Source organism: Mycobacterium sp. KBS0706, assembly GCF_005938675.2.
Lineage (GTDB): Bacteria > Pseudomonadota > Alphaproteobacteria > DSM-16000 > Inquilinaceae > Inquilinus.
In genome coordinates this window covers 39,532-62,784 of the sequence record NZ_VCCH02000015.1, presented here as the reverse complement: position 1 = coordinate 62,784, position 23,253 = coordinate 39,532, and the positions used below count along the sequence as shown (strand labels likewise).

Annotated in this window: 25 protein-coding genes; 9 read left to right on the top strand and 16 right to left on the bottom strand. The window is 71.5% G+C overall.

What is annotated here, in order from left to right; translation table 11 throughout:
- Positions 1-41: 41 nt before the first annotated feature.
- From FFK22_RS10705 to FFK22_RS10680, 6 genes are all read left to right on the top strand, one after another.
- Entirely contained in the window at positions 42-1,178 is a 1,137-nt protein-coding gene (locus tag FFK22_RS10705) for an ROK family transcriptional regulator (RefSeq protein WP_138889261.1), read from the top strand.
- Between the two features lie 4 nt (positions 1,179-1,182).
- On the top strand, positions 1,183-2,643 hold the full coding sequence (locus tag FFK22_RS10700) for a M81 family metallopeptidase (protein ID WP_138889260.1): 1,461 nt from the start codon (positions 1,183-1,185) through the stop codon (positions 2,641-2,643).
- 226 nt (positions 2,644-2,869) lie between these two features.
- Positions 2,870-3,616 (top strand): copper homeostasis protein CutC, encoded by a 747-nt coding sequence (locus FFK22_RS10695; protein ID WP_138889259.1) that lies wholly within the window; start codon positions 2,870-2,872, stop codon positions 3,614-3,616.
- Positions 3,613-4,644, top strand: a complete 1,032-nt coding sequence (locus FFK22_RS10690) for an ABC transporter ATP-binding protein (protein ID WP_186002406.1) — start codon at positions 3,613-3,615, stop codon at positions 4,642-4,644. Before FFK22_RS10695 ends, FFK22_RS10690 begins: the two co-directional genes overlap by 4 nt.
- Positions 4,641-5,660: an ABC transporter ATP-binding protein gene (locus FFK22_RS10685; RefSeq protein ID WP_138889258.1), complete on the top strand. Its 1,020-nt coding sequence runs from the start codon at positions 4,641-4,643 to the stop codon at positions 5,658-5,660. The genes FFK22_RS10690 and FFK22_RS10685 overlap by 4 nt, the downstream gene beginning before the upstream one ends.
- A 123-nt stretch (positions 5,661-5,783) precedes the next feature.
- The gene (locus tag FFK22_RS10680) at positions 5,784-6,362 is read left to right on the top strand and encodes a cytochrome b (RefSeq protein ID WP_138889257.1); all 579 of its coding nucleotides are present in this window, start codon (positions 5,784-5,786) and stop codon (positions 6,360-6,362) included.
- 13 nt (positions 6,363-6,375) lie between these two features.
- On the opposite strand, the gene FFK22_RS10675 is transcribed toward FFK22_RS10680, so the two are convergent.
- From FFK22_RS10675 to FFK22_RS10630, 11 genes are all read right to left on the bottom strand, one after another.
- Complete coding sequence (locus FFK22_RS10675) at positions 6,376-7,143, bottom strand: class I SAM-dependent methyltransferase (RefSeq protein WP_138889256.1); 768 nt, start codon at positions 7,141-7,143, stop codon at positions 6,376-6,378.
- 22 nt (positions 7,144-7,165) lie between these two features.
- Positions 7,166-8,593 carry an NADP-dependent phosphogluconate dehydrogenase gene (gene gndA, locus FFK22_RS10670; RefSeq protein ID WP_138889255.1) on the bottom strand — a complete coding sequence of 476 codons (1,428 nt, stop codon included), beginning with the start codon at positions 8,591-8,593 and terminating at the stop codon, positions 7,166-7,168.
- Between the two features lie 99 nt (positions 8,594-8,692).
- Positions 8,693-9,655 carry an alpha/beta hydrolase gene (locus FFK22_RS10665; RefSeq protein WP_138889254.1) on the bottom strand — a complete coding sequence of 321 codons (963 nt, stop codon included), beginning with the start codon at positions 9,653-9,655 and terminating at the stop codon, positions 8,693-8,695.
- A gap of 16 nt (positions 9,656-9,671) precedes the next feature.
- Positions 9,672-9,824: a hypothetical protein gene (locus FFK22_RS42835; protein ID WP_186002405.1), complete on the bottom strand. Its 153-nt coding sequence runs from the start codon at positions 9,822-9,824 to the stop codon at positions 9,672-9,674.
- A gap of 20 nt (positions 9,825-9,844) precedes the next feature.
- Positions 9,845-10,549 carry an SDR family NAD(P)-dependent oxidoreductase gene (locus FFK22_RS10660; RefSeq protein ID WP_138889253.1) on the bottom strand — a complete coding sequence of 235 codons (705 nt, stop codon included), beginning with the start codon at positions 10,547-10,549 and terminating at the stop codon, positions 9,845-9,847.
- Between the two features lie 86 nt (positions 10,550-10,635).
- Positions 10,636-11,211: a flavin reductase family protein gene (locus FFK22_RS10655; RefSeq protein WP_138889252.1), complete on the bottom strand. Its 576-nt coding sequence runs from the start codon at positions 11,209-11,211 to the stop codon at positions 10,636-10,638.
- Positions 11,208-12,155 carry an ABC transporter substrate-binding protein gene (locus tag FFK22_RS10650; RefSeq protein ID WP_221938515.1) on the bottom strand — a complete coding sequence of 316 codons (948 nt, stop codon included), beginning with the start codon at positions 12,153-12,155 and terminating at the stop codon, positions 11,208-11,210. The genes FFK22_RS10655 and FFK22_RS10650 overlap by 4 nt, the downstream gene beginning before the upstream one ends.
- A gap of 7 nt (positions 12,156-12,162) precedes the next feature.
- Positions 12,163-13,254 (bottom strand): LLM class flavin-dependent oxidoreductase, encoded by a 1,092-nt coding sequence (locus FFK22_RS10645; protein ID WP_138889251.1) that lies wholly within the window; start codon positions 13,252-13,254, stop codon positions 12,163-12,165.
- Positions 13,255-13,269: 15 nt separating this feature from the next.
- A complete protein-coding gene (locus FFK22_RS10640) occupies positions 13,270-14,439 on the bottom strand; it encodes an acyl-CoA dehydrogenase family protein (protein WP_138889250.1) in 1,170 nt (389 codons plus the stop codon).
- A 4-nt stretch (positions 14,440-14,443) separates the two neighbouring features.
- Positions 14,444-15,268, bottom strand: a complete 825-nt coding sequence (locus FFK22_RS10635; RefSeq protein WP_138889249.1) for an ABC transporter ATP-binding protein — start codon at positions 15,266-15,268, stop codon at positions 14,444-14,446.
- Positions 15,269-15,273: 5 nt separating this feature from the next.
- Positions 15,274-16,071, bottom strand: coding sequence for an ABC transporter permease subunit (locus FFK22_RS10630; RefSeq protein WP_306770096.1), 798 nt, complete (start codon positions 16,069-16,071; stop codon positions 15,274-15,276).
- 320 nt (positions 16,072-16,391) lie between these two features.
- Here FFK22_RS10630 and FFK22_RS10625 point away from each other — a divergent pair, with 320 nt between their 5' ends.
- The 3 genes from FFK22_RS10625 to FFK22_RS10615 all read left to right on the top strand — a co-directional run bounded on the left by FFK22_RS10625 (position 16,392) and on the right by FFK22_RS10615 (position 18,997).
- The gene (locus FFK22_RS10625; RefSeq protein ID WP_138889247.1) at positions 16,392-16,988 is read left to right on the top strand and encodes a nitroreductase family protein; all 597 of its coding nucleotides are present in this window, start codon (positions 16,392-16,394) and stop codon (positions 16,986-16,988) included.
- A gap of 237 nt (positions 16,989-17,225) precedes the next feature.
- Positions 17,226-18,197, top strand: a complete 972-nt coding sequence (locus tag FFK22_RS10620; protein ID WP_221938514.1) for an ABC transporter substrate-binding protein — start codon at positions 17,226-17,228, stop codon at positions 18,195-18,197.
- A 17-nt stretch (positions 18,198-18,214) separates the two neighbouring features.
- Positions 18,215-18,997, top strand: coding sequence for a class II aldolase/adducin family protein (locus FFK22_RS10615; protein ID WP_138889246.1), 783 nt, complete (start codon positions 18,215-18,217; stop codon positions 18,995-18,997).
- Between the two features lie 66 nt (positions 18,998-19,063).
- Here the strand turns inward: FFK22_RS10615 and FFK22_RS10610 are convergent, their stop codons facing one another.
- From FFK22_RS10610 to FFK22_RS10590, 5 genes are all read right to left on the bottom strand, one after another.
- On the bottom strand, positions 19,064-20,446 hold the full coding sequence (locus tag FFK22_RS10610; protein WP_221938513.1) for an amidase: 1,383 nt from the start codon (positions 20,444-20,446) through the stop codon (positions 19,064-19,066).
- 277 nt (positions 20,447-20,723) lie between these two features.
- Positions 20,724-21,092, bottom strand: coding sequence for a VOC family protein (locus FFK22_RS10605; RefSeq protein ID WP_138889245.1), 369 nt, complete (start codon positions 21,090-21,092; stop codon positions 20,724-20,726).
- Positions 21,093-21,155: 63 nt separating this feature from the next.
- Positions 21,156-21,848: a YafY family protein gene (locus FFK22_RS10600; RefSeq protein ID WP_138889244.1), complete on the bottom strand. Its 693-nt coding sequence runs from the start codon at positions 21,846-21,848 to the stop codon at positions 21,156-21,158.
- Between the two features lie 31 nt (positions 21,849-21,879).
- Positions 21,880-22,455: a short chain dehydrogenase gene (locus tag FFK22_RS10595; protein WP_138889243.1), complete on the bottom strand. Its 576-nt coding sequence runs from the start codon at positions 22,453-22,455 to the stop codon at positions 21,880-21,882.
- On the bottom strand, positions 22,452-23,168 hold the full coding sequence (locus FFK22_RS10590) for an NAD(P)H-dependent oxidoreductase (RefSeq protein ID WP_138889242.1): 717 nt from the start codon (positions 23,166-23,168) through the stop codon (positions 22,452-22,454). The genes FFK22_RS10595 and FFK22_RS10590 overlap by 4 nt, the downstream gene beginning before the upstream one ends.
- Positions 23,169-23,253 lie beyond the last annotated feature (85 nt).

The following is a 23,253-nucleotide window of genomic DNA, read 5'->3' as shown; positions in this document are numbered from 1 at the left end:
TAAACTAACTGTCAAGTCGAACCCACCGGACGCCGAGGCAGATGGCCAACCCGTCGAAACGCTCCTTGCTCGAGGCCGTGGCCGACCACGGGCCGCTCAGCCGGTCCGAGCTCGCGCTCCGCACCGGGCTCAGCAAGGCGGCGATCACGGGGCTGAGCCGCGAGCTGATCCAGGACGGCGCGCTGGAGGAGAGCGAGACGGCGCCGTCGCGCCAGGGCCGGCCGTCGATCCTGCTGCGGCTGAACCCGGCCCATGGCTACTTCATCGGCGCCTCGATCGTGGAGGAGCCGGTGACGCTGGTGCTGACCGACTTCCACGGCGCGGTGCTGGGCCAGCGCACGGCCCCCTGGTCGAACAACCCCCAGGCGATCGCCGGCACCATCCGCGAATCGATCCCGCATCTCCTGGGCGAGGCCGGCATCCCGGCCGACCGGCTGCGCGGCATCGGTGTCGCCCTGTCCGGCCTGGTCAACCACGACCAGGACCGCTGCCTGCACTCCGCCAATCTCGGCTGGATCGACCTGCCGGTGGCGGCGGTGGTGGAGCAGGCGACCGGCGTGCCGACCTTCCTGGAGAACGACGCCAACGCCGTCGCCACCGGCGAGCGGCTGTACGGGCTGGCGCGCGACTACCGCACCTTCACCACCGTCACCTTCGGCGACAGCATCGGCTGCGCCCATTATGTCGACGGCACGCTCTACCGCGGCCATGGCGGCGGCGCCGGCGAGATCGCGCATTGCACGATCGAGCCGGGCGGGCTGCCCTGCCGCTGCGGCAAGCGCGGCTGCCTCGACACCGTCGCCCCGCGCCAGGCGATCCTGGCCCAGGCGCGGGCCCTGGGGCTCACGGCATCGACTACGGCGGAGGTCGAGGCGCTGGCGGCCCAAGGGCATGCCGAGGCGATCGGCATCCTGCACCGGGCCGGCGGCGCGCTGGGCCTGGCCATCGCCCATGTGATCCAGGTCAACGACCCGGAATTCGTGCTGATCGTCGATGTCGAGGGCGCGATGGGGCCGCTGTTCCGCACCGTCACCCAGCAGGCGATCGAGGCCAATGTCCTGCCGCGCCTCGCCGCGTCGACCACCATCCGCTTCCACCACGCGACCCGCGCTTTGTGGGCCCGCGGCGCCGCCAGCATCGCCGCCCACCGCTTCTTGACCCGCGCCGAAGAAGGCTGAAGACATGGCATCCCCCCGCATCGCCGTCGGCGGCATCCACACCGAATGCAGCACCTACAGCCCGGTCCTGGCGACCGAGGCGGATTTCCGGGTGCTGCGCGGCGACGCCCTCCTCGCCGACCCGTCCTTCGCCATGCTGCGCGACTACGACGCCGCGTTCCTGCCGACGCTGCACGCCCGCGCCATCCCCGGCGGCCCGGTCGCCCGCGCCACCTATGAGGCGTTCAAGGCAGAGTTCCTCGATCGGCTGAAAGCTCTCAGCCCGATCGACGGCCTGTACCTCGCCATGCACGGCGCCATGAATGTCGAGGGCATGGAGGATGCGGAGGGCGACTGGATCACCGCCGCCCGCGCCGCGGTCGGATCGGACTGCCCGATCACCGCCAGCTACGACCTGCACGGCAATGTCAGCCAGCGCATCATCGACGCGCTCGACATGTTCTCGACCTACCGCACCGCGCCGCATATCGATGTGGAGGAGACCAAGCGCCGCGCCGTCAGCCTGCTGATGCGCCGCCTGACCGAGGGCGTGACGCCGCTGCTGCTGTGGGTGCCGGTGCCTGTGCTGTGGCCGGGCGAGCGCACCAGCACGGTGGACGAGCCGGCGAAGTCGCTCTACGCGCAGCTGCCGGCGGTCGACGCCGTCGACGGCATCCTCGATGCCTCGATGATGGTCGGCTATGTCTGGGCCGACGAGCCGCGGTCGACCGCCGCGATCATCATGACCGGCACCGACCCGGCGGCGATGGAGCGCGAGGGCACGCGGCTGGCCCGGGCCTATTGGGATGCGCGCGACGATTTCGTCTTCGGCAGCCGCACCGGCACCGTCGAAGAATGTGTGGACTGGGCCGTCGGCTCGGCGACCAAGCCGGTGATCCTGGCCGATTCCGGTGACAACCCGACCGGCGGCGGCGTCGGCGACCGCGCCGACCTGCTGCAGGCGCTGCTGGCCCGCGATGCGCAGGACGTGCTGATCGCCGGCATCGCCGACCGCCCGGCCACCGAGGCCTGCTTCGCCGCCGGCACCGGCGCCCGGCTGCGCCTCTGCATCGGCGCGAGCCTCGACACGAAGGGCAGCGCGCCGGTGGAGGCAGAGGCCGAGGTGCTGGTCCTCGACCCCGGCGCCGATGTCGCCGACCGTCAGGCGCTGGTCCGCATCGGCGGCATCCGCGTGGTGGTGACCGCCCGGCGCCGGCCGTTCCACAACATTTCGGACTTCACCCGGCTGGGCGTGCATCCGGCCGAGGTGGCGATCCTGGTGGTCAAGTCCGGCTACCTGTCGCCGGAGCTGGCGCCGATCGCCAACCCGAACCTGATGGCGCTGTCGCCCGGCGTGGTCGACCAGGATGTCGAGCACCTGCCGCGCCACCGCACCACCCGCCCGACCTTCCCCTTCGACCGCGGCTTCGACTGGCGGCCCCGCCCCGCCTGGTCCGCCCGGTCGCTCAAGGTCTTGGGGCGATGATGCTGTCACCGACCGCACCGTCGACCCCGGCTTGCTCCGATTGCCTCTCCCGCCTGGCGGGAGAGGTCGGACGTCCGCCAGGACGTCCGGGTGAGGGCTGGCACCGGCCTCGACAAAACCCCCTCACCCGGTCTCGCTTCGCGAGCCCGACCTCTCCCGCAAGCGGGAGAGGCAGCGCAAGATCATCGTCCCGCCAGGAACTCCCAGCGCAGCGAAAGACCCGTCCATGACCACCCCCCTGATCGAGATCTGCGTCGAAGGCCTGGACGGGTTCCTGGCGGCCCAGGAGGGCGGGGCCGACCGGGTCGAGCTCTGCGCCAGCCTGATCGAGGGCGGGTTGACCCCCAGCATCGGCACCATCCTCGAGGTCAAGGCCCGCGCCCGCATCCCGTTCCACGTCATCATCCGGCCGCGCGGCGGCGACTTCCTGTACAGCGACACCGAATTCGCCAGCATGCTGGCCGATGTGAAGGCGCTGCGTGAGCTCGGCGTGCCCGGCATCGTCATCGGCTGCCTGACCGCGGACGGCCGGATCGACGAGGACCGCACGGCGCAGCTGGTGCGCGCAGCGCGGCCGATGAAGGTCACCTGCCACCGTGCCTTCGACATGACCCGCGACCCGGAGGAGGCGCTGGAGGCGCTGATCCGCAGCGGCGTCGACCGGGTGCTGACCTCGGGCCAGCGGCCGGACGCCATGGCCGGCCTCGCGATCCTGAAACGGGCGGTCGAGCAGGCCGGCGACCGCATCGTCATCATGGGCTGCGGCGACCTGGACGAGGCCAACATCGCCGAGGTGCGGCGCGCCACCGGCCTGGTGGAGCTGCATTTCGCGGCGCCGCGCAGCGAGCCGAGCGGCATGGTCTACCGCAACCCGGAGATCGGCATGGGCGGCACCGAGCTGGAGCGCGAATACACCAACACCGTGACCGATCCGGAGCGGGTGCGCGCCACCATCCGCGCCGCGCGCGCATGATGGCGGCGACCGGGCCGGACGCCGACACGATCCTGTCGGTCAGGGAGCTGCGGACCTGGTTCGACACCGAGGACGGGCCGATCCGCTCGGTCGACGGGGTGACCTTCCAGATCCGCCGCGGCGAGACCCTGGCGCTGGTCGGCGAGTCCGGCTCGGGCAAGAGCGTCACCAGCCTGTCGCTGATGCGGCTGATCCAGACCCCGCCCGGCCGCATCGCCGGCGGCGAGATGCTGTTCACCGATGGCCAGGGCCGCCAGCGCGACCTGGCGACGCTGTCGGAGGCGGAGATGCGCCGCATCCGCGGCAACGACATCGCCATGGTGTTCCAGGAGCCGATGACGTCGCTGAACCCGGTCTATCCGGTCGGCGACCAGATCGCCGAGGCGGTGGCGCTGCACCAGGGCCTGGGCCGGCGCGCGGCGATGGACACCGCGGCGCAGATGCTGGAGCTGGTCGGCATCCCCGCCGCCCGCCGGCGCCTCAAGGACTACCCGCACCAGATGTCCGGCGGCATGCGCCAGCGGGTGATGATCGCCATGGCGCTGTGCTGCCGCCCGGCGCTGCTGATCGCCGACGAGCCGACCACGGCGCTGGACGTCACCATCCAGGCCCAGATCCTGGACCTGATGCGCCGGCTGCAGGCCGAGATCGGCATGTCGATCCTGTTCATCACCCACAATCTCGGCGTGGTGGCCGAGATGGCCGACCGCGTCGCCGTGATGTATGGCGGGCGGGTGGTGGAGGAGGCCGGCGTGGTCGAGATCTTCAAGTCGCCGCGCCACCCCTACACCATCGGCCTCCTCAACAGCGTGCCGCACACCGACTACGAGGCCTTGGACCGCGGCGAGTCCCGGCGTCTGGAGGCGATCCCCGGCAACGTGCCGAGCCCGCGCAAGCTGCCGCCCGGCTGCACCTTCGCGCCGCGCTGCCGCCACGCCATCGACGCCTGCGCCGCCGCGGTGCCACCGCTGGCCGACACCGGCGGCGGGCACATGTCGCGCTGCATCCGCTGGAGCGAGCTGGCATGAGCACCCTTGTGGAGGACCGCCGCAGCAGCATCGCCCTGCCGGCGCCGGGCGAGACGCTGCTCGAGGTCGACGGGCTGCGCACCTGGTTCCCGGTCGGCGGCGGGCTGTTCGGCAAGAAGGGCCAGCATGTCCGGGCGGTCGAGGACGTGTCGTTCTCATTGAGGCGCGGCGAAGTGGTCGGGCTGGTCGGCGAATCCGGCTCCGGCAAGACCACGGTCGGCCGGTCGGTGCTGCGCCTGACCGAGCCGACAGCCGGGGCCGTGCGCTTCGCCGGCACCGACATCCTCGGGCTGCCGAAACCGGCCTTCCAGGCCTATCGGCGCGAGATGCAGATCGTCTTCCAGGACCCCTATGCCAGCCTGAACCCGCGGATGACGGTGGGCGAGATCGTCGGCGAGGCCCTGACCATCCACGGCCTGTCGCGCGGCCGCCAGCGGCCGGAGCGGATCGCCGACCTGCTGCGCCGGGTGGGCTTGCGGCCGGACGCGATCACCCGCTACCCGCACGAATTCTCCGGCGGCCAGCGCCAGCGCATCGGCATCGCCCGGGCTTTGGCGGTCGAGCCCAGCTTCATCGTGGCGGACGAGCCGGTCTCGGCCCTCGACGTGTCGATCCAGGCCCAGGTGGTCAACCTGATCCAGGACCTGCAGCGCGACCTGGGCCTGACCATGCTGTTCATCGCCCATGATCTGTCGGTGGTCGAATACCTCTGCGACCGCGTGATCGTGATGTATCTCGGCCGGATCATGGAATCGGCGCCGGCCCGGTCGCTCTACACCGCGCCGCGCCACCCCTACACAAGGGCGCTGCTGTCGGCCGCGCCGGTGCCGGACCCGACGGTGCGGCGCGACCGCATCCTGCTCCAGGGCGACATCCCCAGCCCGATCAGCCCGCCCAGCGGCTGCGTCTTCCGCACCCGCTGCCCGCACGTGATCCCGGACTGCGCCACGGCGGTGCCGCCGCTGCGCGAGGTCGCGCCGGGCCATGCGAAAGCGTGCATCCGGGACGACCTGTAGGCGGCGAGTTCCGCCCCTCGCACTTGGTCGGGGGGGCGTGGCCATCCACCGCACCGCCCGTGCCATTTGAACACCGCCCGCGCCGTACTAGATCTTCCCAGGCGAAGCGGCGAAAGGGCGGCTATGAACCGCAACACGGCGGAGCGTTGGGGGCGGGTCAGCATCGCCCTGCATTGGACGATCGCGGCCCTGATCCTGCTGGTGCAGATTCCGGCCGGCCTCACCATGAACCGGGTCGGGCCAGGCCTGCTGCAGAACGTTCTCTACGACACCCACAAGATGACCGGGCTGACGGTGTTCGCGCTGGTGGTCATCCGGCTGGCCTGGCGCTGGGCCAATCCGGTGCCGGAGCTGCCGCCGGACCTGCCGCCCTGGCAGGCCGGCCTGGCCCGCCTGACGCACGGGCTGCTGTACCTGCTGATCCTGGCCATGCCGGTCAGCGGCTTCATCTACACGGCCACGGGCGGCTTTCCGGTGCCGCTGTTCTATCTCGTCAACCTCGCGGACTTCGTGCCGGTGAGCAAGCCGGTCGCGGCGGTGGCCAAGGCGGTGCATCTGAGCCTGATCTGGGCCCTGCTCGCCGTCGTCGTGCTGCATGTCGCGGGCGCGCTGTACCACCATCTGGTTCGCCGCGACGGCATCCTGCGGCGCATGCTGTCGTCGAAGGCGCGCCTGCCTGCCGGCGAGGTGCGCGAAGGGTGATCTGATCTCTGCGTCAAGGGGCCGGGGTCGCCAGCAGATCCACATGCCCGACCAGGCATCGCCCGTCCGCCGCCCGGGCCTGCCGGAATGCCAGCCAGTCTCCGACCTCGTCCTCCGCGATGCCGCCCGGCCCGGCAGCCACCCCGGCGATCCCCGACAGCAGCGCCGCGACCAGCTCGCCGTCGGCCGGGCCCAGGCGCCACGGGCTCGCTTCGACGCGGACTCTGAAGCCCCGAGACCGTAAGGCTTCGGCCAGAACGCTCGCCCCGTCCGGACCCAGCGCCGGACCGAACCCCTTGTCGGTCCGCTGGTCCGCGTTGAGGGCGGCGATCATCGCCCGGTCGCCGGGATGCGCCGGATCGAAGGACATGCATCCGTCGTAGGAGAGCGCGGCATAGAACGGGGCTCGGCGGGCCTCCAGGGCATCCGCCAGGCGTTCGATCCATTCCTCGGACACCAGATCCAGCAGCGCCGACGCAGTGACCAGCGCGGCGCCCTCGATCGGCGGTGGATCGCGGGACAGGTCGCAGAGGACGGTTTCGGCCGCCGTCCTCCGTCCGGCCTCGCGCAGCACCGCCGCATCATGGTCGACCAGCCGCCACCGGACCGAGGGGGCGAGGTGCGGCTGCAGCGCCCGGACGGTCGATCCGGTGCCGCTCCCAAGGTCGACGATTAGCCCGCCGGCCTCGACGAGAGCTGCAGCGGCGCTGCGCAGCCCGGGATCCCGGGCTGCGTGGTCCGCGGGCTCGCGCAGGTCGAGCCAGGCGATCGGGAAGGACAAGGGGCGGCGGCCCTCGCTCCGATCAGCCGTGCGCCTGGCTCCAGGGGCCGTGATGCTGGCCCTCGGCGTCGATGCGGCCGAAGCCGTGGGCGCCGAAGAAGTCGCGCTGGCCCTGGGTCAGGTCGGCGGTCGAGCGCGGCTGGCGCAGCGCCAGCCAGCGCGAGGTCGCGGCCGACAGCGCCGGCACCGCATGGGCGTGGCGGATCGCTTCGGCCACCACTTCCGGCAGCGCCCCGGCGGCGCCCTCGAACAGCGGCGTCAGCCCCGGGGCCAGCACCAGGGACTCGATGTCCGGCGTCTGGTCATAGGCCGAGGCGATGCGGTCCAGCAGGGTCGAGCGGATGATGCAGCCGGCGCGCCAGATGCGGGCGACCTCGGCCAGCGGCAGCTTCCAGCCATATTCGCGGGAGGCCGCCGACATGATGGCGAAGCCCTCGGTGTAGGCCAGGATCTTGCCGGCCAAGAGGGCCTTTTCCAGCAGCTCGATCGCCGCCTCGCGGTTGCCGGCCAGCGTCAGCTTCTGCGCCGCGCCCGGGAAGCGCTCGGACAGGGTCTTGCGCAAGGCGCGCTCGGCCGAGACGCCCCGCGCCTCCACCGCCGCGGTGATCGAGGAGGCCGGGGCGCCCAGCGCCAGCGCCTCGATCGCCGACCAGCGGCCGGTGCCCTTCTGGCCGGCGCTGTCGACGATGACGTCGACCAGCGGCTTGCCGGTCTTGGGGTCGGCGGTCTTCAGCACCGTCGCGGTGATATCGACGAGATAGGAGGACAGCGGGCCCTTGGACCAGCGCTCGAACACGTCGCCGATCTCGGCCGGGGTCAGCCCCAGACCGCGGCGCAGCAGGCCGTAGACTTCGCCGATCATCTGCATGTCGGCATATTCGATGCCGTTGTGGATGGTCTTGACGAAGTGGCCGGCGCCGTCGGTGCCCAGGAGGGCGCAGCACGGCGTGCCTTCGAACTTGGCGGCGATCGCCGTGAAGATCTTGTCAACCCGGCCATAGACCTCGGGCTTGCCGCCGACCATGATCGACGGGCCGTGCCGCGCCCCTTCCTCGCCGCCGGAGACGCCGACGCCGAGATAGGCGAGGCCCGCCTTGTCCATGGCGCTCTCGCGCCGCACCGTGTCGTGGAAATTGGCGTTGCCGGCGTCGATCAGGGCGTCGCCCTTGTCCAGCAGCGGCTGCAGCCGGGCGGCGGTCTCGTCAACGGCGGCGCCGGCCTGCACCATCAGCAGGATGGCGCGCGGCTTCTTCACCGCCGCCACCAGCTCCTCCGGCGTGTGGCAGGACACCAGCCGCTCGGCCAGCGGCCCGGCCAGGGCCATCGCCTCGTCGGTCCGCTCGACGCTGCGGTTGTAGAGCGCGACCTTGAAGCCCTTCTCCGCCATGTTGAAGGCGAGGTTCCGGCCCATGACGGCCAAGCCGACGACTGCGATATCCGCGTCGCTCATCTGATGCCTCTTCTCTGTCCGCTGATGACCAGACGGCCAATCGATGAGGCTATCGATAGTCAACCGCCGGTGGCTTGTCCATGGTGGTGGGTGAGGTTGTCAGACAAGATGCCGCTGCAGCGCCGCGACCACGTCGTCGCGGGCCTCGCGGGCGCGGGACAGCAGGCGGGTCTGGGCCAGGAAGCCATGCGGCATGTCGGGATACAGCTTGAGGCTGTGCGGCGCCCCGATCCGGGTCAGCCGCTGGTCGAGGGCGAGCGTGTCGTCGAGCAGCGGGTCGAGCCCGGCGGCGAGCAGCGCCAGCGGCGGCAGGCCGCCGAGATCGGCCGTCAGCGGTGCCGCCTGGGGATCGTCGCGCAGGGCCGCATCGGGTAGGTACTGGGTCCAGAACCAGTCCAACTTGGCGGTCGACAGGCCGTAGCTGCCGTCGCCGAAGTCGCGATGCGACGGGGTGTCGTGGTTGGCCGACAGCATGCCGTAGACCAGGGCGCCGAAGCGCGGCAGCGGCTCGCCCAGGTCGCGAAGCCGCAGCAGCGTGGCCAGCGCCAGGTTGCCGCCGGCGGAATCACCGCCGATGCCGATCCGGCCGGCATCGATGCCCAGCGGGACGGCGTGCTCGCGCAGCCAGCGGATCACGCCAATGGTCTGATCGCGCGCGGTCGGGAATTTGTGCTCCGGCGCCAGTGCGTAGTCCAGGCCGACCACCACCACCCGGGTGTCGCGCGCGACCTCGCGCTTCCAACGGTCCAGCGAGTCGATGCCACCCAGGGCGAAGCCGCCGCCATGGGCGTGCAGATAGGCCGGCAGCGGCCCCGTCGCGTCGTCGGGATAGTACAGCCGCACGCGCACGGGCACAGGCAGGTCGGCGAGGACATGCTCCTCGACCCGGGCCAGAGGCGGCGCGTCCTGGTTGAGGAAGGCCTGCAGCGTCAGGGCGTGGCCGCGGGCCACCACCACCGGCGTCGCCAGCACATCGGCCTGGACGATGCCGTTCTCGCGCAGCAGGGCCTGGGCGGCGAGGAATTCGGGGGCGAGGCCCGGCGGGATCAGGGCATCGGGCATGGCGAAACCTCGGTCTTCAGCGGGGCTTGGGGTGGCGGAGGACGGCGCGGACCCGGTCCAGCAGGCGCGGCCCGTCCGGCCTTGCCCGGCGCGGCGGTTCGGCCCGGTCGTCGGGGGCCTCGGGCAACCGGCTCTCCAGCGTGTGGATCAGCCAACCGATCGTGTCCATGGGCCCTCCATTTCGAAAGATCAGAAAGTCTCCACCCAGGGCCGCAGCTCGATCTCCCAGCTCCAGGCGCTGCGCGGCTGGCGCAGCAGGTCGAGATAGCTCTGGGCGATGGCGTCGGGGTCGAGCGTGCTGTCCGGCTTGGCGGGGGGGTCCTCGCGCCCGGCCTCTCGGATCTGGCCGTCGATCACGACATGGGCGACATGGATGCCCTGCGGCGACAGCTCCCGCGCCATGCTCTGGGCCAGGCCGCGCAGCGCGAATTTGCCCATGGCGAAGGGGGCGGAGCGGGCATAGCCCTTGACGCTGGCCGAGGCGCCGGTGAACAGGATGGCGCCGCGCTTCTTCGGCAGCATCCGCCGCGCCGCCTGCTGGCCGACCAGGAAGCCGCCGAAGGCCGACACCGCCAGCACCCGCTGGACCTCGGCCGGGTTCAGATCGGCCAGCGGGCCGCGCAGCCGGCCGCTGGCATTGTAGACGACCACGTCGGGGTCGCCGCCGAAGCGCTGCTGCACCGCGTCGAACAGCCCGGCCACCGCCTGGGCGTCCGAAGCGTCGGCGGCGAAGGCGGCGGCACGGGTCTCCTCCACCAGCGGCTTCAGCTTGTCGATGTCGCGAGCCGCCAGGGCGACGCGCATGCCCTGGCGGCTGAGCAGCCGGGCCAGCGAGGCGCTGAGCCCGCTGCCGGTGCCGACGATCAGGGCGGTCTTGTAGTTCTCGCGGCTCATGGCTGTCCTCGGGACCGGGTTGGCTGCGCCGGATGCGCCCCTGTCCTATCATGTCGTCGGAACCGTCCCCAGCCGCAAGGCCGGTGTCAGCCCGGCCGCCGGATCGCGCCATAGGCGCCGCGCCAGTACAGCAGCGGCTCGGTGCCGGGGGCACCCCCGGTACCGCCCACGCCGTGCAGTGCCTGCACCCGGCCGATCAGGATGGCGTGGGAGTGGCGTTCGATCCGCTCCTCCAGCGTGCAGTCGAAGGCGACCAGCGCGTCGGCCAGGATCGGCGCGCCGCTGGCTAGCTGGATCCAGCGGGCGCCGGCGAAGCGCGCCTCGCCCTTCTCGCCGTTGCGGCCGGCGAAGCGGTCGGCGATCGGGTGCTGCGACGCCGCCAGCACGTTGATGCCGAAATGCGCGTGCCGGACCAGCAGCGGCCAGGCCGAGGCCGAGCGGTTGACGCAGACCAGCACGGTCGGCGGGTCGGCCGAGAGCGACACCACCGAGGTGGCCGTGAGGCCGTTGCGCTCCGCCTCCAGCCCGGCGGTGACGATGCTGACCGCCCCCGCCAAATGGCGCATGGCGCCGCGGAAGGCATCATCGGTCACCGGAGGGTGGCGTTCCTCCCAGGGCTCCAGCCCGGCAGCCGCCAGGGCAAGCAGGGTGTCGAGGCTCATTTCTTAGCCAGCTCCGCCAGCACCGGGTCGTTGAACGAGCGGTCCAGCACGGTGTTCGCGTCCAGCTGCGTCCGGACCAGCCCGGCGCGGAGATAGAGATCGATGGTCTTCTGCTCGTCGGCGACCACGGCATCGTCGATCGCCACCGGCCGCACGGCCTGGCGCGAGAGGTACTGCAGCGCCACCTCCTGCGGCAGGCCGACCAGCTTGCTCCAGATCTCGGCATAGGCGGGGACGTTGCCGGTGCCCCAGCTCCGCGCCTTCGCCAGCCGGCCGACGAAATCCTGCAGCGCCGCACGCTTGGCCTCGATCGCATCCGGCCGGGCGACCAGGAAGCTCAGGCCCGGCGTGATGCCGATCCCGGTGACGACGCGCCGCGCGCCCTCCTGCAACTCCAGCTGCGAGGTGTAGGGCTCCCAGGTCGACCAGCCGTCGATGGCGCCGCTGGACAAAGCGGCCTTGGCCTCGGCCGGCAGCAGGAAGACGATGCTGACCGCGTCCGGCTGCAGCCCGGCCTGCTCCAGCGCCGCCAGGATCAGCTGGTGGCCGATCGAGCCGCGGCCGGTGCCGACGGTCTTGCCGACCAGGTCCTGCAGCCCCTGCACCGGCGAGTCCTTGGGCACGACGATGGCCAGCCCGTCCTGCTTCGACCGGATCGCGGCGATCGCCTTCACCGGCACTCCCGCCGCGGCGGCGAAGGTGAAGGGCGCGTCGCCGACGCTGCCGGCGTCGATGGCGTCGGCGTTCAGCGCCTCCAGCAGCGGGGCGGCGGCCGGGAATTCGCTCCATTCGACCCGATAAGGCAGGTCGGACAGCACGCCCGCCGCCTCCATCACCGACCGGGCATTGCCCTTCTGGTCGCCGATCCGCAGCACGGTCTCGGCGTTGGCCGCGCCGGTGATCGCCAGGGCCAGGGCGAGCCCGGCCAGGATGCGCTTCATCATCGTTGTCTCACTCCGCCGCGGTCGCGTTCGCCCGCACCCGATCGGCGACCAGCTTGCGGGTCAGCGGGATCAGCTCGCGGCCATAGTCGATGGCGTCGTCCAGCGGATCGAAGCCGCGGATCAGGAAGGTGGTGACGCCGAGGTCGTAATAGTCGAGCAGCGCATCGGCCACCTGCTCCGGCGTGCCGACCAGGGCGGTCGAATTGCCCTTGGCCCCCGTCAGGGCGGCAATGCCGGTCCACAGCCGCTTGTCCAGCCGCGGGCCCTGCGCGGCCGCTTCCAGCAGGCGCAGCGACCCGGAATTGGCGGGCTCGGCGGTGCGCTTGTAGCCGGTCCTGTCCTGCACCGCGCGCGCCTGTTCCAGGATCGCGTCGGCACGGGCCCAGGCCTGGGTCTCGGTCTCGGCCAGGATCGGCCGCAGCGACAGGCTGAAGCGCAGCTGCCGCCCGTGCTTCGCCGCCGACGCCCGCACCCGGCCGGTCAGCTCGCGCACCTGGGCGTGGGTCTCGCCCCACAGGGCGTAGATGTCGGCATGCCTGCCGGCCACCGCGATGGCGGCGTCGGAGGCGCCGCCGAAATAGACCGGGATATGCGGCGGCCGCACCGACCTGACGGTCGAGAAGCCGCGCTCGAACCGGTAATGCGGCCCGTCATGGTCGAAGGGCGCGTCGCTGGTCCAGATCTTGCGCAGGATGCCGAGATATTCGTCGGTGCGGGCGTAGCGCTCATCCTTGGTCAGGAAGTCGCCGTCCTGGCGCAGCTCGGCATCGTCGCCGCCGGTAATGATGTGCACGGCGACGCGGCCGCCGGTCAGCTGGTCCAGCGTCGCGAACTGCCGCGCCGCCAGGGTCGGGGCGGTGAAGCCCGGCCGATGCGCGATCATCAGCCCCAGCTTCTCGGTCACCGCCGCGGCGTGGCCGGCGATCAGGATGCTTTCCGGCGAGGTCGAGTGGAAGGCGACCAAAGCGCGGTCGAAGCCGGCGGCCTCATGCGCCCGGGCCACGGTCTCGATATAGGGCACGTCGATCACCGGCCCGCTGGCGGGGCGGGTCTCGGAGAAGTCGCGGGTGCCGATGAAACCGATGAATTCGACGCTCATGGCAAGTTCCTCGAATCAGAGGCCGAGGGCCAGGCGGCCGGCGGCGAGTCGGATGGAATCGTCCTGCGGCGTGTGGATGCGGGCGCACAGCACGTCGCGGTAATGCCGTTCCAGCGGGTTGGCGCGGGCCAGGCCGGGATTGCCGGTCAGCCGCACCGCGGTCTCGACCGCGGCGATGGCGTTGCCGGTGACGGTCAGCTTGACGATGCCGCTCTCGGTCGGCGTCGGCGGCCGGCCGTCATCGACGTCGCGGGCGGCGCTGGCGAGCAGCCGGGCGTTGACCGCCAGGCGGGCCTCGATCTCGCCGACCGCATCCTGCATCCGCGGCAGGGTGGCCAGCGGCGCGCCGAGATTGGCCGGGGCGCGGGCCTGCAGGAAGCTCACGAACCAGTCCCGCGCAGCCCGGGCGATGCCGTCATACAGCGCGCCGATCAGCACCCCGCCCCAGGCCGATTTCACCGGCTCCGGCGACCGCCAGGCCTCGGGCGGGCGCAGGTCGACCGCATGGTCCAGCGGCACCAGCACGTCCTCCAGGATCACGTCGTGGCTGTTGGTGGCGCGCATGCCGAGCTGGTCCCAGCTCTCCACCACGCGGATGCCGGGCGAAGCCGCCGGCACCAGAATGGTGCCGACACGCGGCTCGGCCTCGTCGGTCACGGCCCAGACCGCGAGCCAGGACAGGATCGGGATGCCGGTGGCGAAGATCTTGTGGCCGGAGACGCGCCAGCCCTCCGGCGTGCGCCGCGCCACCGTCGCCGGCAGCCCGCCGCGGGCCGGGGTGCCCAGCTCCGGCTCGACCCTGAGGGCATTGATCAGCGACACGCCGGCGGCGGCCTCGCGGCCCAGCCGCTCCGCCAGAGGCGCTGGCCAGCCGCGCTCCTCCATCGAGGCGTGCTGCAGATACTGCATCGACAGCACCAGCGCGGTCGACGGCTCGCCCCGGGCGATGCCGCCGATCACCGTCGCTGCATCCTGCAGCCCGCCGCCCAGCCCGCCGAAGCGCCGCGGCGTCACCAGGGCTAGGAGACCCGCCTCGGCCAGCCGGTCGAAATTGGCGAAGGGAAAGGCGCCGCTGCGGTCGTGCTCGGCGGCCGTCCCGGCGAATTCCGCGGCCAGGGCGGCCACGGTCTCCGCCAGGGTCGGCGGCGCGTCAACGCTGCGCAGCGGTTGCTCCGGCCGCGCCATCGCCTCAGGCCCCGGCGGGGATGGGATGGCCGGCGACCACGGACCGTCCGGCGGGGCGAGGAGTAGCCGGGGCGACCTCGCCCTCGAACTCGTCGACGCCGAGATCGGCCAGCAGCCTGGCGCGCAGCCGGACGAAGCCGGGGTCGCCATGGCGGCGCGGCCGGTCCAGCGCGATCGGGATATCGGTGGCGATGCGGCCCTCGGCCAGCACCAGCACGCGGTCGGCCAGCAGCAGAGCCTCGTCGACGTCATGGGTGACCAGCAGCACCGCCGGGCGATGCGCCTGCCACAGCGACCCGACCAGCCCCTGCATCTTCATCCGCGTCAGCGCGTCCAGCGCGGCGAAGGGTTCGTCCAGCAGCAGCAGCCGCGGCTCGCGCACCAGGGCCCGGGCCAAGGCGGTGCGCGAGGCCTCGCCGCCCGACAGGGTCAGCGGCCAGGCGTCGATCCGATGCGACAGCCCGACCTCCTGCAGCGCCGCCACGGCGCGGTCGCGGGCGTTCGACCCGGGCAGGCCCAGCGCGACGTTGCGCCAGACGCTCTTCCACGGCAGCAGCCGCGGCTCCTGGAACACCACGGTGCGCTCCGACGGCACGGTCACGGTACCGGCCGGGGCGGCGTCGAGGCCGGCCAGGGTGCGCAGCAGCGTCGACTTGCCGGAGCCGCTGCGACCCAGCAGGGCGACGAAGGCGCCATCGGCGATGTCGAGGTCGAGCTCGTCGAGGATGTTGGGTCCGCCGAAGGACCGGGTCAGGCCGCGGATGCGGACGACGTCAGGACGGGCGGCAGGTTCGGTGTCGGCGCGATGTAGGGCGGCGGAGAGGGGCACAGGGCTCACTCCTTCACGAAGCTGGGGCGCCAGCGCAGCACGCTGCGCTCGATGGCGCGGACCAGCTGGTCGGCGCCGAGGCCGAGCAGGGCGTAGACGATCAGGCCGACGAAGATGATGTCGGTGCGCAGGAAGTCGCGCGCGGTCATCACCAGATAGCCGATGCCGCTGGAGGCGTTGATCTGCTCGCCGATCACCAGGCTGAGCCAGGCCGAGCCGAGCGAATAGCGCAGCCCGACCAGGGCCGAAGGCAGGGCGCCGGGCAGGATCACCTGGCGCACCAGCTCGCGCTGCGACAGCCCGAACACGCTGGCGGCCTCGACCAGCTTGGCGTCGACGCCGCGGATGCCGGCGAACAGCGTCAGGTAGATCGGGAAGGCCGAGCCGAGCGCGACCAGCGCGATCTTCGGCGTCTCGCCGATGCCGAACCACAGGATGAACAGCGGCACCAGCGCCAGAAAGGGCAGGGTGCGCAGCATCTGCATGGTGGCATCGACCAGGTCCTCGCCGCGCCGCGACAGCCCGGCGACCAGCGCCAGCGCCGCGCCGGTGGTGACGCCGATGGCGAGGCCGGCGGTGACCCGGCCGAGCGAGACCAGCAGGTGCTGCAGCAGCTCGCCCGAGGCCAGCAGCGTCCAGAAGGTGACGATGATCGTGGCCGGCGAGGCGATCGACCGCGCCGGGATCAGCCCGGCGGAGGAACCGGCCTGCCACAGCAGGATGATCACCAGCGGCGGGACGAAGCGGCGGAGCCGCTCGATCCGGAAGCCTCCGGCAGGCTGGGTCAGTGAGAGGGTGGCCAAGGCGATGTCCTGTTGCCGGGAAAGCGGGGAGGCGACAGCGGCGTCGCTGATATGTAGATCATGACTGACGATATCTCTGAGTCAATGTGATTCTTAAATTAATATCTTCAAATAAATGTATAATATGTAACTATCTGAGATGGCTTGATTTTATGTCAATCCGGCGATGCCGGAATCGACGCGCCTGCCGCTGCTGCATGGCAGCGATGCCGGATGATTGCACATGCGTAATTTGTTTTGACGGCGCTTTGGCCGGTATGACAATGGGCTTTCGCGATCAGCCGCAGCCCGCCGATCGAGAGATCGGCCCTGGAGTCGACATGACCAGCCTCAACGGCCGCGTGGCCGAGCACGACATCGATGGCCTGTTCCTGCGGCGCTGGTCGCCGCGCGCCTTCACCGAGGAAGCGATCCCGGAGGCGGAGCTGCTGCGCTGCTTCGAGGCGGCGCGCTGGGCGCCCTCGGCCTACAACTCGCAGCCCTGGCATTTCATCTATGCCCGCCGCGGCTCGGAGCGCTGGCCGGTCTTCCTCGAGATCCTGAACGAGTGGAATCGCGGCTGGGCGCAGCATGCGGCGGCGCTGGTGATCGTCACGTCGAAGTCGAAATTCGACCAGCCCGGCAAGGGCGAGACCCCGCTTCTCACCCACTCCTTCGACGCCGGCGCCGCCTGGTCGAACTTCGCGCTGCAGGCGTTGCTCTCCGGCTGGCACACCCACGGCATGTCCGGCTTCGACCGCGACAAGGCCCGCACCCTGCTGGGCTTGCCGCCGGACTATGCCGCCGACGCCGCCATCGCCATCGGCCGGCTGGGCGACAGGTCGACCCTGCCGGAGAAGCTGCAGGAGCGCGAGGTGCCCAACAGCCGCAAGCCCTTGAGCAGCATCGTCTCGGAAGGCGCCTTCCGAGCCGTGTAGTGTAGGGGCCGGCCGCTGCGCCGGCCCGTCGCCCTCCTGTCATTGCCGGGCTTGACCCGGCAATCCAGTCTTTGTCGACATCCTCTGGATGCCCGGGTCAAGCCCGGGCATGACAGAATAAAATTCAACGTTATTATCTTGTTCTAAATTTAAATTTGACTAATGTGATTTTGTATATTTCCATAATTCACATCGAATCCCGGCATTGCCGCATTCACGCTCACCGAAGGAGCGCCCGTGCCCATCATCCTGTCGCGCCGCTCGCTGCTGGCCGGCAGCGCCGGCCTCCTGGCGCTCGGGCCCGGCCTGTCCCGCGCCGACGCCGGCGTCACCCTGCGCGCTGCCAAGTACAAGGGCCGCGAGGACAACCTGCTGCGCGCGGCCGGGCAGCTCGACACGCCCTATGCGCTGAGCTTCGGCGAGTTCGCCTCTGGCAACGTGATCGTCGAGGCGATGAATGCTGGCGCCATCGATGTCGGGTCGATGAGCGAGATCCCGCCGGTCTTCGCCGCCGCCTCCGGCGCCCGCATCAAGGCGGTCGCGATCATCGCCGATGACGTCAACAACCAGGTCGTCCTGGTGCCGAAGGACAGCCCGATCCGGACGCCGGCCGACCTCGCCGGCAAGCGCGTCGGCTATGTCCGCGCCACCACCACCCAGTACTACCTGGCCCGGATCCTGAAGGCGGCCGGCCTGTCCTTCGCCGACATCACCGGCGTGCCGCTGACCCCGGCCGACGGCTGCGCCGCCTTCGACCAGGGCGCGATCGACGCCTGGGCGATCTACGGCTACTCCGTGCCGATCACCATCGCCGCCTCCGGCGCCCGGGTGCTGGTCACCGCCAACGGCTATCTCTCCGGCAACTACATCTACGCCGCCCGGGCCGAGGCGCTGGACGACCCGAGGCTGTCGGCCGCGATCGGCGACTACCTGCTGCGCATCAAGCGGGCCTGGGCCTGGCAGCAGGCGCATCTCGAGGACTGGGCGACGATCTTCAGCGACGCCATCGGCGTGCCGCGGGACATCGTGCTGGGCCAGCTGCGCAACGCCAGCCAGCCCAACGACCTGCGGCCTGTGACCGACGACGCCGTCGCCTCGGTCCAGGCCGTCGCCGACACCTTCATCGAGCTCGGCCTGGTGCCCGGCCCGATCGACGTCGCCCCCCTGTTCGACCGCCGCTACGGCGAGCTGCTGGCCAAGAGCGCCTGACCCTTCGCGAGGACCCCATGAGCCAAGCCACCGTCGCCACCCGGGCCCGGGACTTCTTCACCCTGCCGCAGCACAATTCGCTGGCGGCGGAGCGTCTGCACCGCAAGCAGCGCCTGGCCGCCGCCTTCCGCATCTTCGCCCGCCGCGGCTTCGACCAGGGCCTGGCCGGCCACATCACCGCGCGGGACCCGGAGCTGACCGACCATTTCTGGGTCAACCCGCTGGGCAGGCATTTCGGCCAGATCCGCGTCTCCGACCTGCAGCTGGTCAACGAGCATGGCGAGATCGTGGAGGGCAGCCAGCCGATCAACGAGGCCGCCTTCGTCATCCATGCCGCGATCCACAAGGCGCGGCCGGACGTGGTCGCCGCCGCCCATACCCATTCGACCTACGGCAAGGCCTGGTCGACGCTGGGTCGGCTGCTCGACCCGATCACCCAGGATTCCTGCAGCTTCCACGGCGACCACGGGCTCTACGGCGAGTTCCACGGCGTGGTGCTGGAGGCGGAAGAGGGCCAGCGCATCGTCCAGGCGCTCGGCGACCGCAAGGCGGTGATCCTGCAGAATCACGGCTTCCTCACCGCCGGCCCGTCGGTCGAGGCTGCGGCCTGGTGGTACATCTCGATGGACAACGCCGCCCACGCCCAGCTGCTGGCCGAGGCCGCGGGCACACCGATCGTGCTCGACCACAGCACGGCGAAGTTCACCTATGACCGGGTCGGCGGCCCGACCGGCGGGGCGCTCAGCTTCAAGCCGCTGTGGGACTGGATCGTCGCGGCCGAGCCCGACCTGCTGGATTGACGGCTCCGTCCGGGGGGACGGGGGAGGGGAGGAAGGCCCGGCCGGGAGATCGGCCAGGCCTTTCGATCAGCTGCGCCCGTCGATGCCGGCCGCTTCGGCGGCCAGGCCGATCGCGAGCAGCCGGGAGTCGTCGCCGGCGGGGGCGGAGAGCAGCAGGCTGGTCGGCAGGCCGCGCCCGTCCAGCCCGGTCGGCAGGGCCAGGCCGCAGGTGGTCAGGATGTTGCCGATCATGGTGTTGCGCAGGCTGCGCAGATTGGTCTGGTGGTACAGCTCGACATCGGCCTCCAGCGGCGCGATCTCCGGCGCCGCATGCGGCACGGTGGGGAAGGCCAGCAGGGCGCCGTCCAGCTCGGCCGCCAGCGCCGGGCTCAACCGCCGGCGCATGGCCTGGATCGCCAACAGGTCGAGGGCGGTCATCCGCTTGCCGCCGCCGATGCGCGAGGTGATGCGCGGGTCGACCCGCGCCGCGTCCGGCCCCTCCATCAGCTCGCGGTGGAAGGCATAGGCCTCCGCCGCCGTCAGCGAGCCATGGGCGGCGCCCACCGCCAGCGCCTCGTCGAAGATGGCGATGCGCCGCCGCTCGACCTTGGCCCCGCCGGCAACCAGCGCGGCCAGCGCCCGCTCGAAATTGGCGACCACCCCGTCCTCGGCATGGTCGAAGACGATGTTCTCCGGCACCACCAGCCGCAGCCCGGACAGCTCGGCCCGGATGATATCGGTGGCGACGGCGCCGCGCAGGGCGGCATCCAGCAGGATGCAGTCCTCCACCGTCCGGGCCAGCGGGCCGATCGTGTCCAGGGTCTGCGACAGCGGGAACACGCCGCTCTTGTCGATCCGGCCCTCGGTGGTCTTCAGGCCGACCAGCCCGTTGAAGGCGGCCGGGATGCGCACCGACCCGCCGGTATCGCTGCCGATGGCGCAGGGGGCGAGGCCGCGCGCCACCGCGACGGCCGAGCCGGAGGAGGACCCGCCGGGCGCCCGCGGAGTCGCCGCATCGTAGGGGTTCAGCGGCGTGCCGTAATGCGGGTTCAGCCCGAGGCCGGAATAGGCGAATTCGCTGAGATTGACCTTGCCCAGGCTGACCATGCCGGCAGCGGCGAGGCGGCGCGCGATCGGCGCGTCGGCAGCGGCCGGCGGGGCGTGGCGCAGCACCTCGGCCCCGGCGGTGGTGACGGTGCCTTCCAGGTCGACCAGGTCCTTCCAGGCGACCGGCACGCCGTCCAGCGGCCCCAGCGGCCGGCCGGCGCGGTAGCGCTTGCGGCTGGCCTCGGCCTCGCGCCGCGCCCGCTCCTCGGTCAGCAGCAGGAACACTGCCTTGTCCGGGCAGGCGCGGATGCGGTCGAGGAAGAACTCGGCCGCGGTGACCGGGTCGGTCGCGCCGGCGAGGTAGAGGCGGCCGAGGGCGGCGGCGGAGGTCTGGGACAGGTCGATCACGGGCGATGAATCCACGGCCCCGGGTCCCGTCGCCCCGGCGGGCCGCCGGCCGGGTGCGATCCGCTACTCGACCAGCCGCGGGCCGATTTGTCGAGGCCCAGCGATAGGGTGATCGAGTGGATGGGCCGGGGCCGCCCCCTCACCCGAAATCGCTGGCGCGATTTCGACCTCTCCCAAGGAGAGGTGAAGGGGCCGCAGCTCCTATTCCCTCTCCTTGGGGAGAGGGAGGGCCCGGCCCGCTTGGGCCGGGAGGGTGAGGGGGCGGACCGTGCCGTTGCGCAGGCCCGTTCCGTTACGCCGTCAGCGCGAACACCCGCAGCCGGTGGCCGTCGGGGTCGAGGGCGACGAAGCTGTGGCCGAAATCCATCGCGGTCGGCGGCTGCAGGATCGGCAGGCCGCGGCCGCGCCAATCGGCATGGATGGTCTCGACCGTCGCGGCGTCGGCGACGCTGAAGCCGATCTCGGCCCCGCCGCCTGCCGCCGTCGCCGCCGGCTCGACCGTGTGCCGCGACCACAGGCCGAGCTTGGCCCCGCCATCGAGCACGAACAGGGCGAAGGTGGGCGCGGATTCGACCGGCTCGCGGCCCAGCAGCCCGGCATAGAAGGCGGCGCTGGCCGGCGGGTTGTCGACATAGAGCAGGGTGTAGCTCGGGATCGGCATCGGGGTTCTCCTGGGTGATGACGGGCCCAGGATGCGCCCCCATGCTGTCAGTTTCCGGCAGTATCAGTCGCGGGAAGAGATGCCCTGCATCTCGCGCCATTCCTTCAGCAGGGCCTGGCGCCGCTTCGGATAGCGCGCCTCGATCGCCGCCAGCTCCAGGATCCGGTCGGTGCGGAAATGGCGGAACCCCTGGCGCAGTTCGCACCAGGCCACCACCATGCGGACCTGGTCGAAGAAGCCCAGCGCGAAGGGCCAGATCACCCGCCGGGTCTCCGCCCCCTCCGGCCCGCGATAGGCGATGGCCAGCTTGCGCTCGCCCCGGATCGCCTGGCGCACGGTGGCGAGGTCGATGCTGCCGCCGGCGATCGCCTGGCCGGGCCCGACCAGCAAGGCGTTGGCGTCGAGGCCCTGGCGCAGATCCTCCGGCAGCACCGCCGCGATCTTGGCCAAGGCGTTGCGGGCGGCGTCGCCCAGCCGGTCGTCGGCGCGCTGGGCGACCCAGCGCGAGCCCAGCACCAGCGCCTCGATCTCGTCCTCCGAGAACATCAGCGGCGGCAGCATGAAGCCGGGCCGCAGCACATAGCCCAGCCCGGGCTCGCCCTCGATGTCGGCGCCCTGCGCCTGCAGCGTGGCGATGTCGCGGTACAGCGTGCGGATGCTGATCCCGGTCTCGGCTGCCAGCACCCGCCCGCTGACCGGCCGGCGGTGGCGGCGCAGCACCTGGATCAGCGTCAGCAGGCGTTCGGATCGCGACATGAGGCCATGCTGCCAGATCCTGGCAGCAACGTCAGGGCCTGATCACCTGGCCCTGTGCCGATCCCTCCACCGCCGCGACATAGGGGCGGGCGACATCGGCCGCCGGCGTGCCGCCGTCCCGGCCCATCGCCGCCAGCGTTTCGCGCACCCAGCCGGGGCTGACGGCGTTGACCCGCAGGCCGCGCGGCAGCTCCAGCGCCGCGGCACGGACGAAGGCCTCGAGGCCGGCATTGACCAGGGCGCCGAAGGCGGCTCCGGCCATCGGCGGGTCGAAGGTCCCGGCGGTCAGGGTGACCGAGCCGTCGTCGCGCAGATGCGGCAGGGCCAGCCGCAGCAGCGCCACCTGGCCCAGCAGCTTGCCCTGCAGCCCCTGCAGGAAGGCCTCGTCCGGGGCGTCGAGCGGCGCCATCCGGGCGCTGGCGGCGCAGCACACGACGGCGTCGACCGGCCCCGTCGCCGCCAGCAGCGCCGCGATCGAGGCCGTGTCCTCGATATCGACCGAAGGCGACCCGTTGCGCGATGCCCGCACCACCTCGTGCCGCTTCTCCAGCGCCGTCGCTACCGCCGTGCCGATCGTGCCGGTGGCGCCGATGACGATGATCCTCACGTCGCCGCTCCCGTCTTCAGGGCAAAGGTCTCGGAGTCATAGTCGTCGAGGCTCGGGAAGCGCAGCGGCTCGGTGGTCGCCAGCGTCAGCAGCCTCTGCCGGTACTGTTCCAGAGTGGCCCGCCGGCCCTCCTCGCCGATCCGGGCCGGCTGCCAGGCGATGCAGGGCGGCAGCACGTCGAAGCCGGTGAAGCGCAGCATGCCGTGCTGGATCGGGTACAGCAGCTGGTGGATGTCGCCGTTCAGCCCGTCCGGCCCGTACATGCTGGGCGGGCCGCCGACGGTCAGCGACAGCATCGCCCGGCGTCCGGCGAAGCGGCCGCGGTCGTACCAGACCCCGCCGCCATAGACCGCGCCCATGGCGAAGACCCGGTCGACCCAGCCCTTCAGCATCGCCGGCAGCCCGAACCACCACAGCGGGAACTGGAACACCAGCGCGTCGCACCAGAACAGCTTGTCCAGCTCGGCCAGCACCTCCGGGGCGAAGCCGCCGGTGGCGCTGGCATGCGCCTCCTCCTGCTGCTGCCTGAAGATGTCCTGGTCCAGCGCGCCGGCGAAGTTGCCGCGGCCGGAGCGCGGGTCCCAGCCCATGGTGTACAGGTCCGAGACCACCAGCTCATGCCCCGCCTCGGCCAGGCAGCGCCGGGCGGTATCGGTCAGCGCACCGTTGAAGCTGCGCGGCTCGGGATGGGCATGGACGATCAGGATCTTCATGGCGGCCTCTCAGTGTCCTGGCCGAGGGTGCAGCCTCGCTTCCTTGAAGGGAATGGCCCATAATCTTCAATGGTCTTGAAGGAAA

What these genes read in the sequence shown, in the direction of transcription:
- FFK22_RS10600 (WP_138889244.1), bottom strand. Translation starts at nt 21,848, where the DNA reads ATGTCGCGATCCGAACGCCTGCTGACGCTGATCCAGGTGCTGCGCCGC.
- FFK22_RS10605 (WP_138889245.1), bottom strand. Translation starts at nt 21,092, where the DNA reads ATGCCGATCCCGAGCTACACCCTGCTCTATGTCGACAACCCGCCGGCC.
- FFK22_RS10685 (WP_138889258.1), top strand. Translation starts at nt 4,641, where the DNA reads ATGAGCACCCTTGTGGAGGACCGCCGCAGCAGCATCGCCCTGCCGGCG.
- FFK22_RS10640 (WP_138889250.1), bottom strand. Translation starts at nt 14,439, where the DNA reads ATGGCGCGGCCGGAGCAACCGCTGCGCAGCGTTGACGCGCCGCCGACC.
- FFK22_RS10695 (WP_138889259.1), top strand. Translation starts at nt 2,870, where the DNA reads ATGACCACCCCCCTGATCGAGATCTGCGTCGAAGGCCTGGACGGGTTC.
- FFK22_RS10615 (WP_138889246.1), top strand. Translation starts at nt 18,215, where the DNA reads ATGAGCCAAGCCACCGTCGCCACCCGGGCCCGGGACTTCTTCACCCTG.
- FFK22_RS10590 (WP_138889242.1), bottom strand. Translation starts at nt 23,168, where the DNA reads ATGAAGATCCTGATCGTCCATGCCCATCCCGAGCCGCGCAGCTTCAAC.
- FFK22_RS10665 (WP_138889254.1), bottom strand. Translation starts at nt 9,655, where the DNA reads ATGCCCGATGCCCTGATCCCGCCGGGCCTCGCCCCCGAATTCCTCGCC.
- gndA (WP_138889255.1), bottom strand. Translation starts at nt 8,593, where the DNA reads ATGAGCGACGCGGATATCGCAGTCGTCGGCTTGGCCGTCATGGGCCGG.
- FFK22_RS10705 (WP_138889261.1), top strand. Translation starts at nt 42, where the DNA reads ATGGCCAACCCGTCGAAACGCTCCTTGCTCGAGGCCGTGGCCGACCAC.
- FFK22_RS10690 (WP_186002406.1), top strand. Translation starts at nt 3,613, where the DNA reads ATGATGGCGGCGACCGGGCCGGACGCCGACACGATCCTGTCGGTCAGG.
- FFK22_RS10655 (WP_138889252.1), bottom strand. Translation starts at nt 11,211, where the DNA reads ATGAGCCTCGACACCCTGCTTGCCCTGGCGGCTGCCGGGCTGGAGCCC.
- FFK22_RS10645 (WP_138889251.1), bottom strand. Translation starts at nt 13,254, where the DNA reads ATGAGCGTCGAATTCATCGGTTTCATCGGCACCCGCGACTTCTCCGAG.
- FFK22_RS10625 (WP_138889247.1), top strand. Translation starts at nt 16,392, where the DNA reads ATGACCAGCCTCAACGGCCGCGTGGCCGAGCACGACATCGATGGCCTG.
- FFK22_RS10700 (WP_138889260.1), top strand. Translation starts at nt 1,183, where the DNA reads ATGGCATCCCCCCGCATCGCCGTCGGCGGCATCCACACCGAATGCAGC.
- FFK22_RS10650 (WP_221938515.1), bottom strand. Translation starts at nt 12,155, where the DNA reads ATGATGAAGCGCATCCTGGCCGGGCTCGCCCTGGCCCTGGCGATCACC.
- FFK22_RS10660 (WP_138889253.1), bottom strand. Translation starts at nt 10,549, where the DNA reads ATGAGCCGCGAGAACTACAAGACCGCCCTGATCGTCGGCACCGGCAGC.
- FFK22_RS10680 (WP_138889257.1), top strand. Translation starts at nt 5,784, where the DNA reads ATGAACCGCAACACGGCGGAGCGTTGGGGGCGGGTCAGCATCGCCCTG.
- FFK22_RS42835 (WP_186002405.1), bottom strand. Translation starts at nt 9,824, where the DNA reads ATGGACACGATCGGTTGGCTGATCCACACGCTGGAGAGCCGGTTGCCC.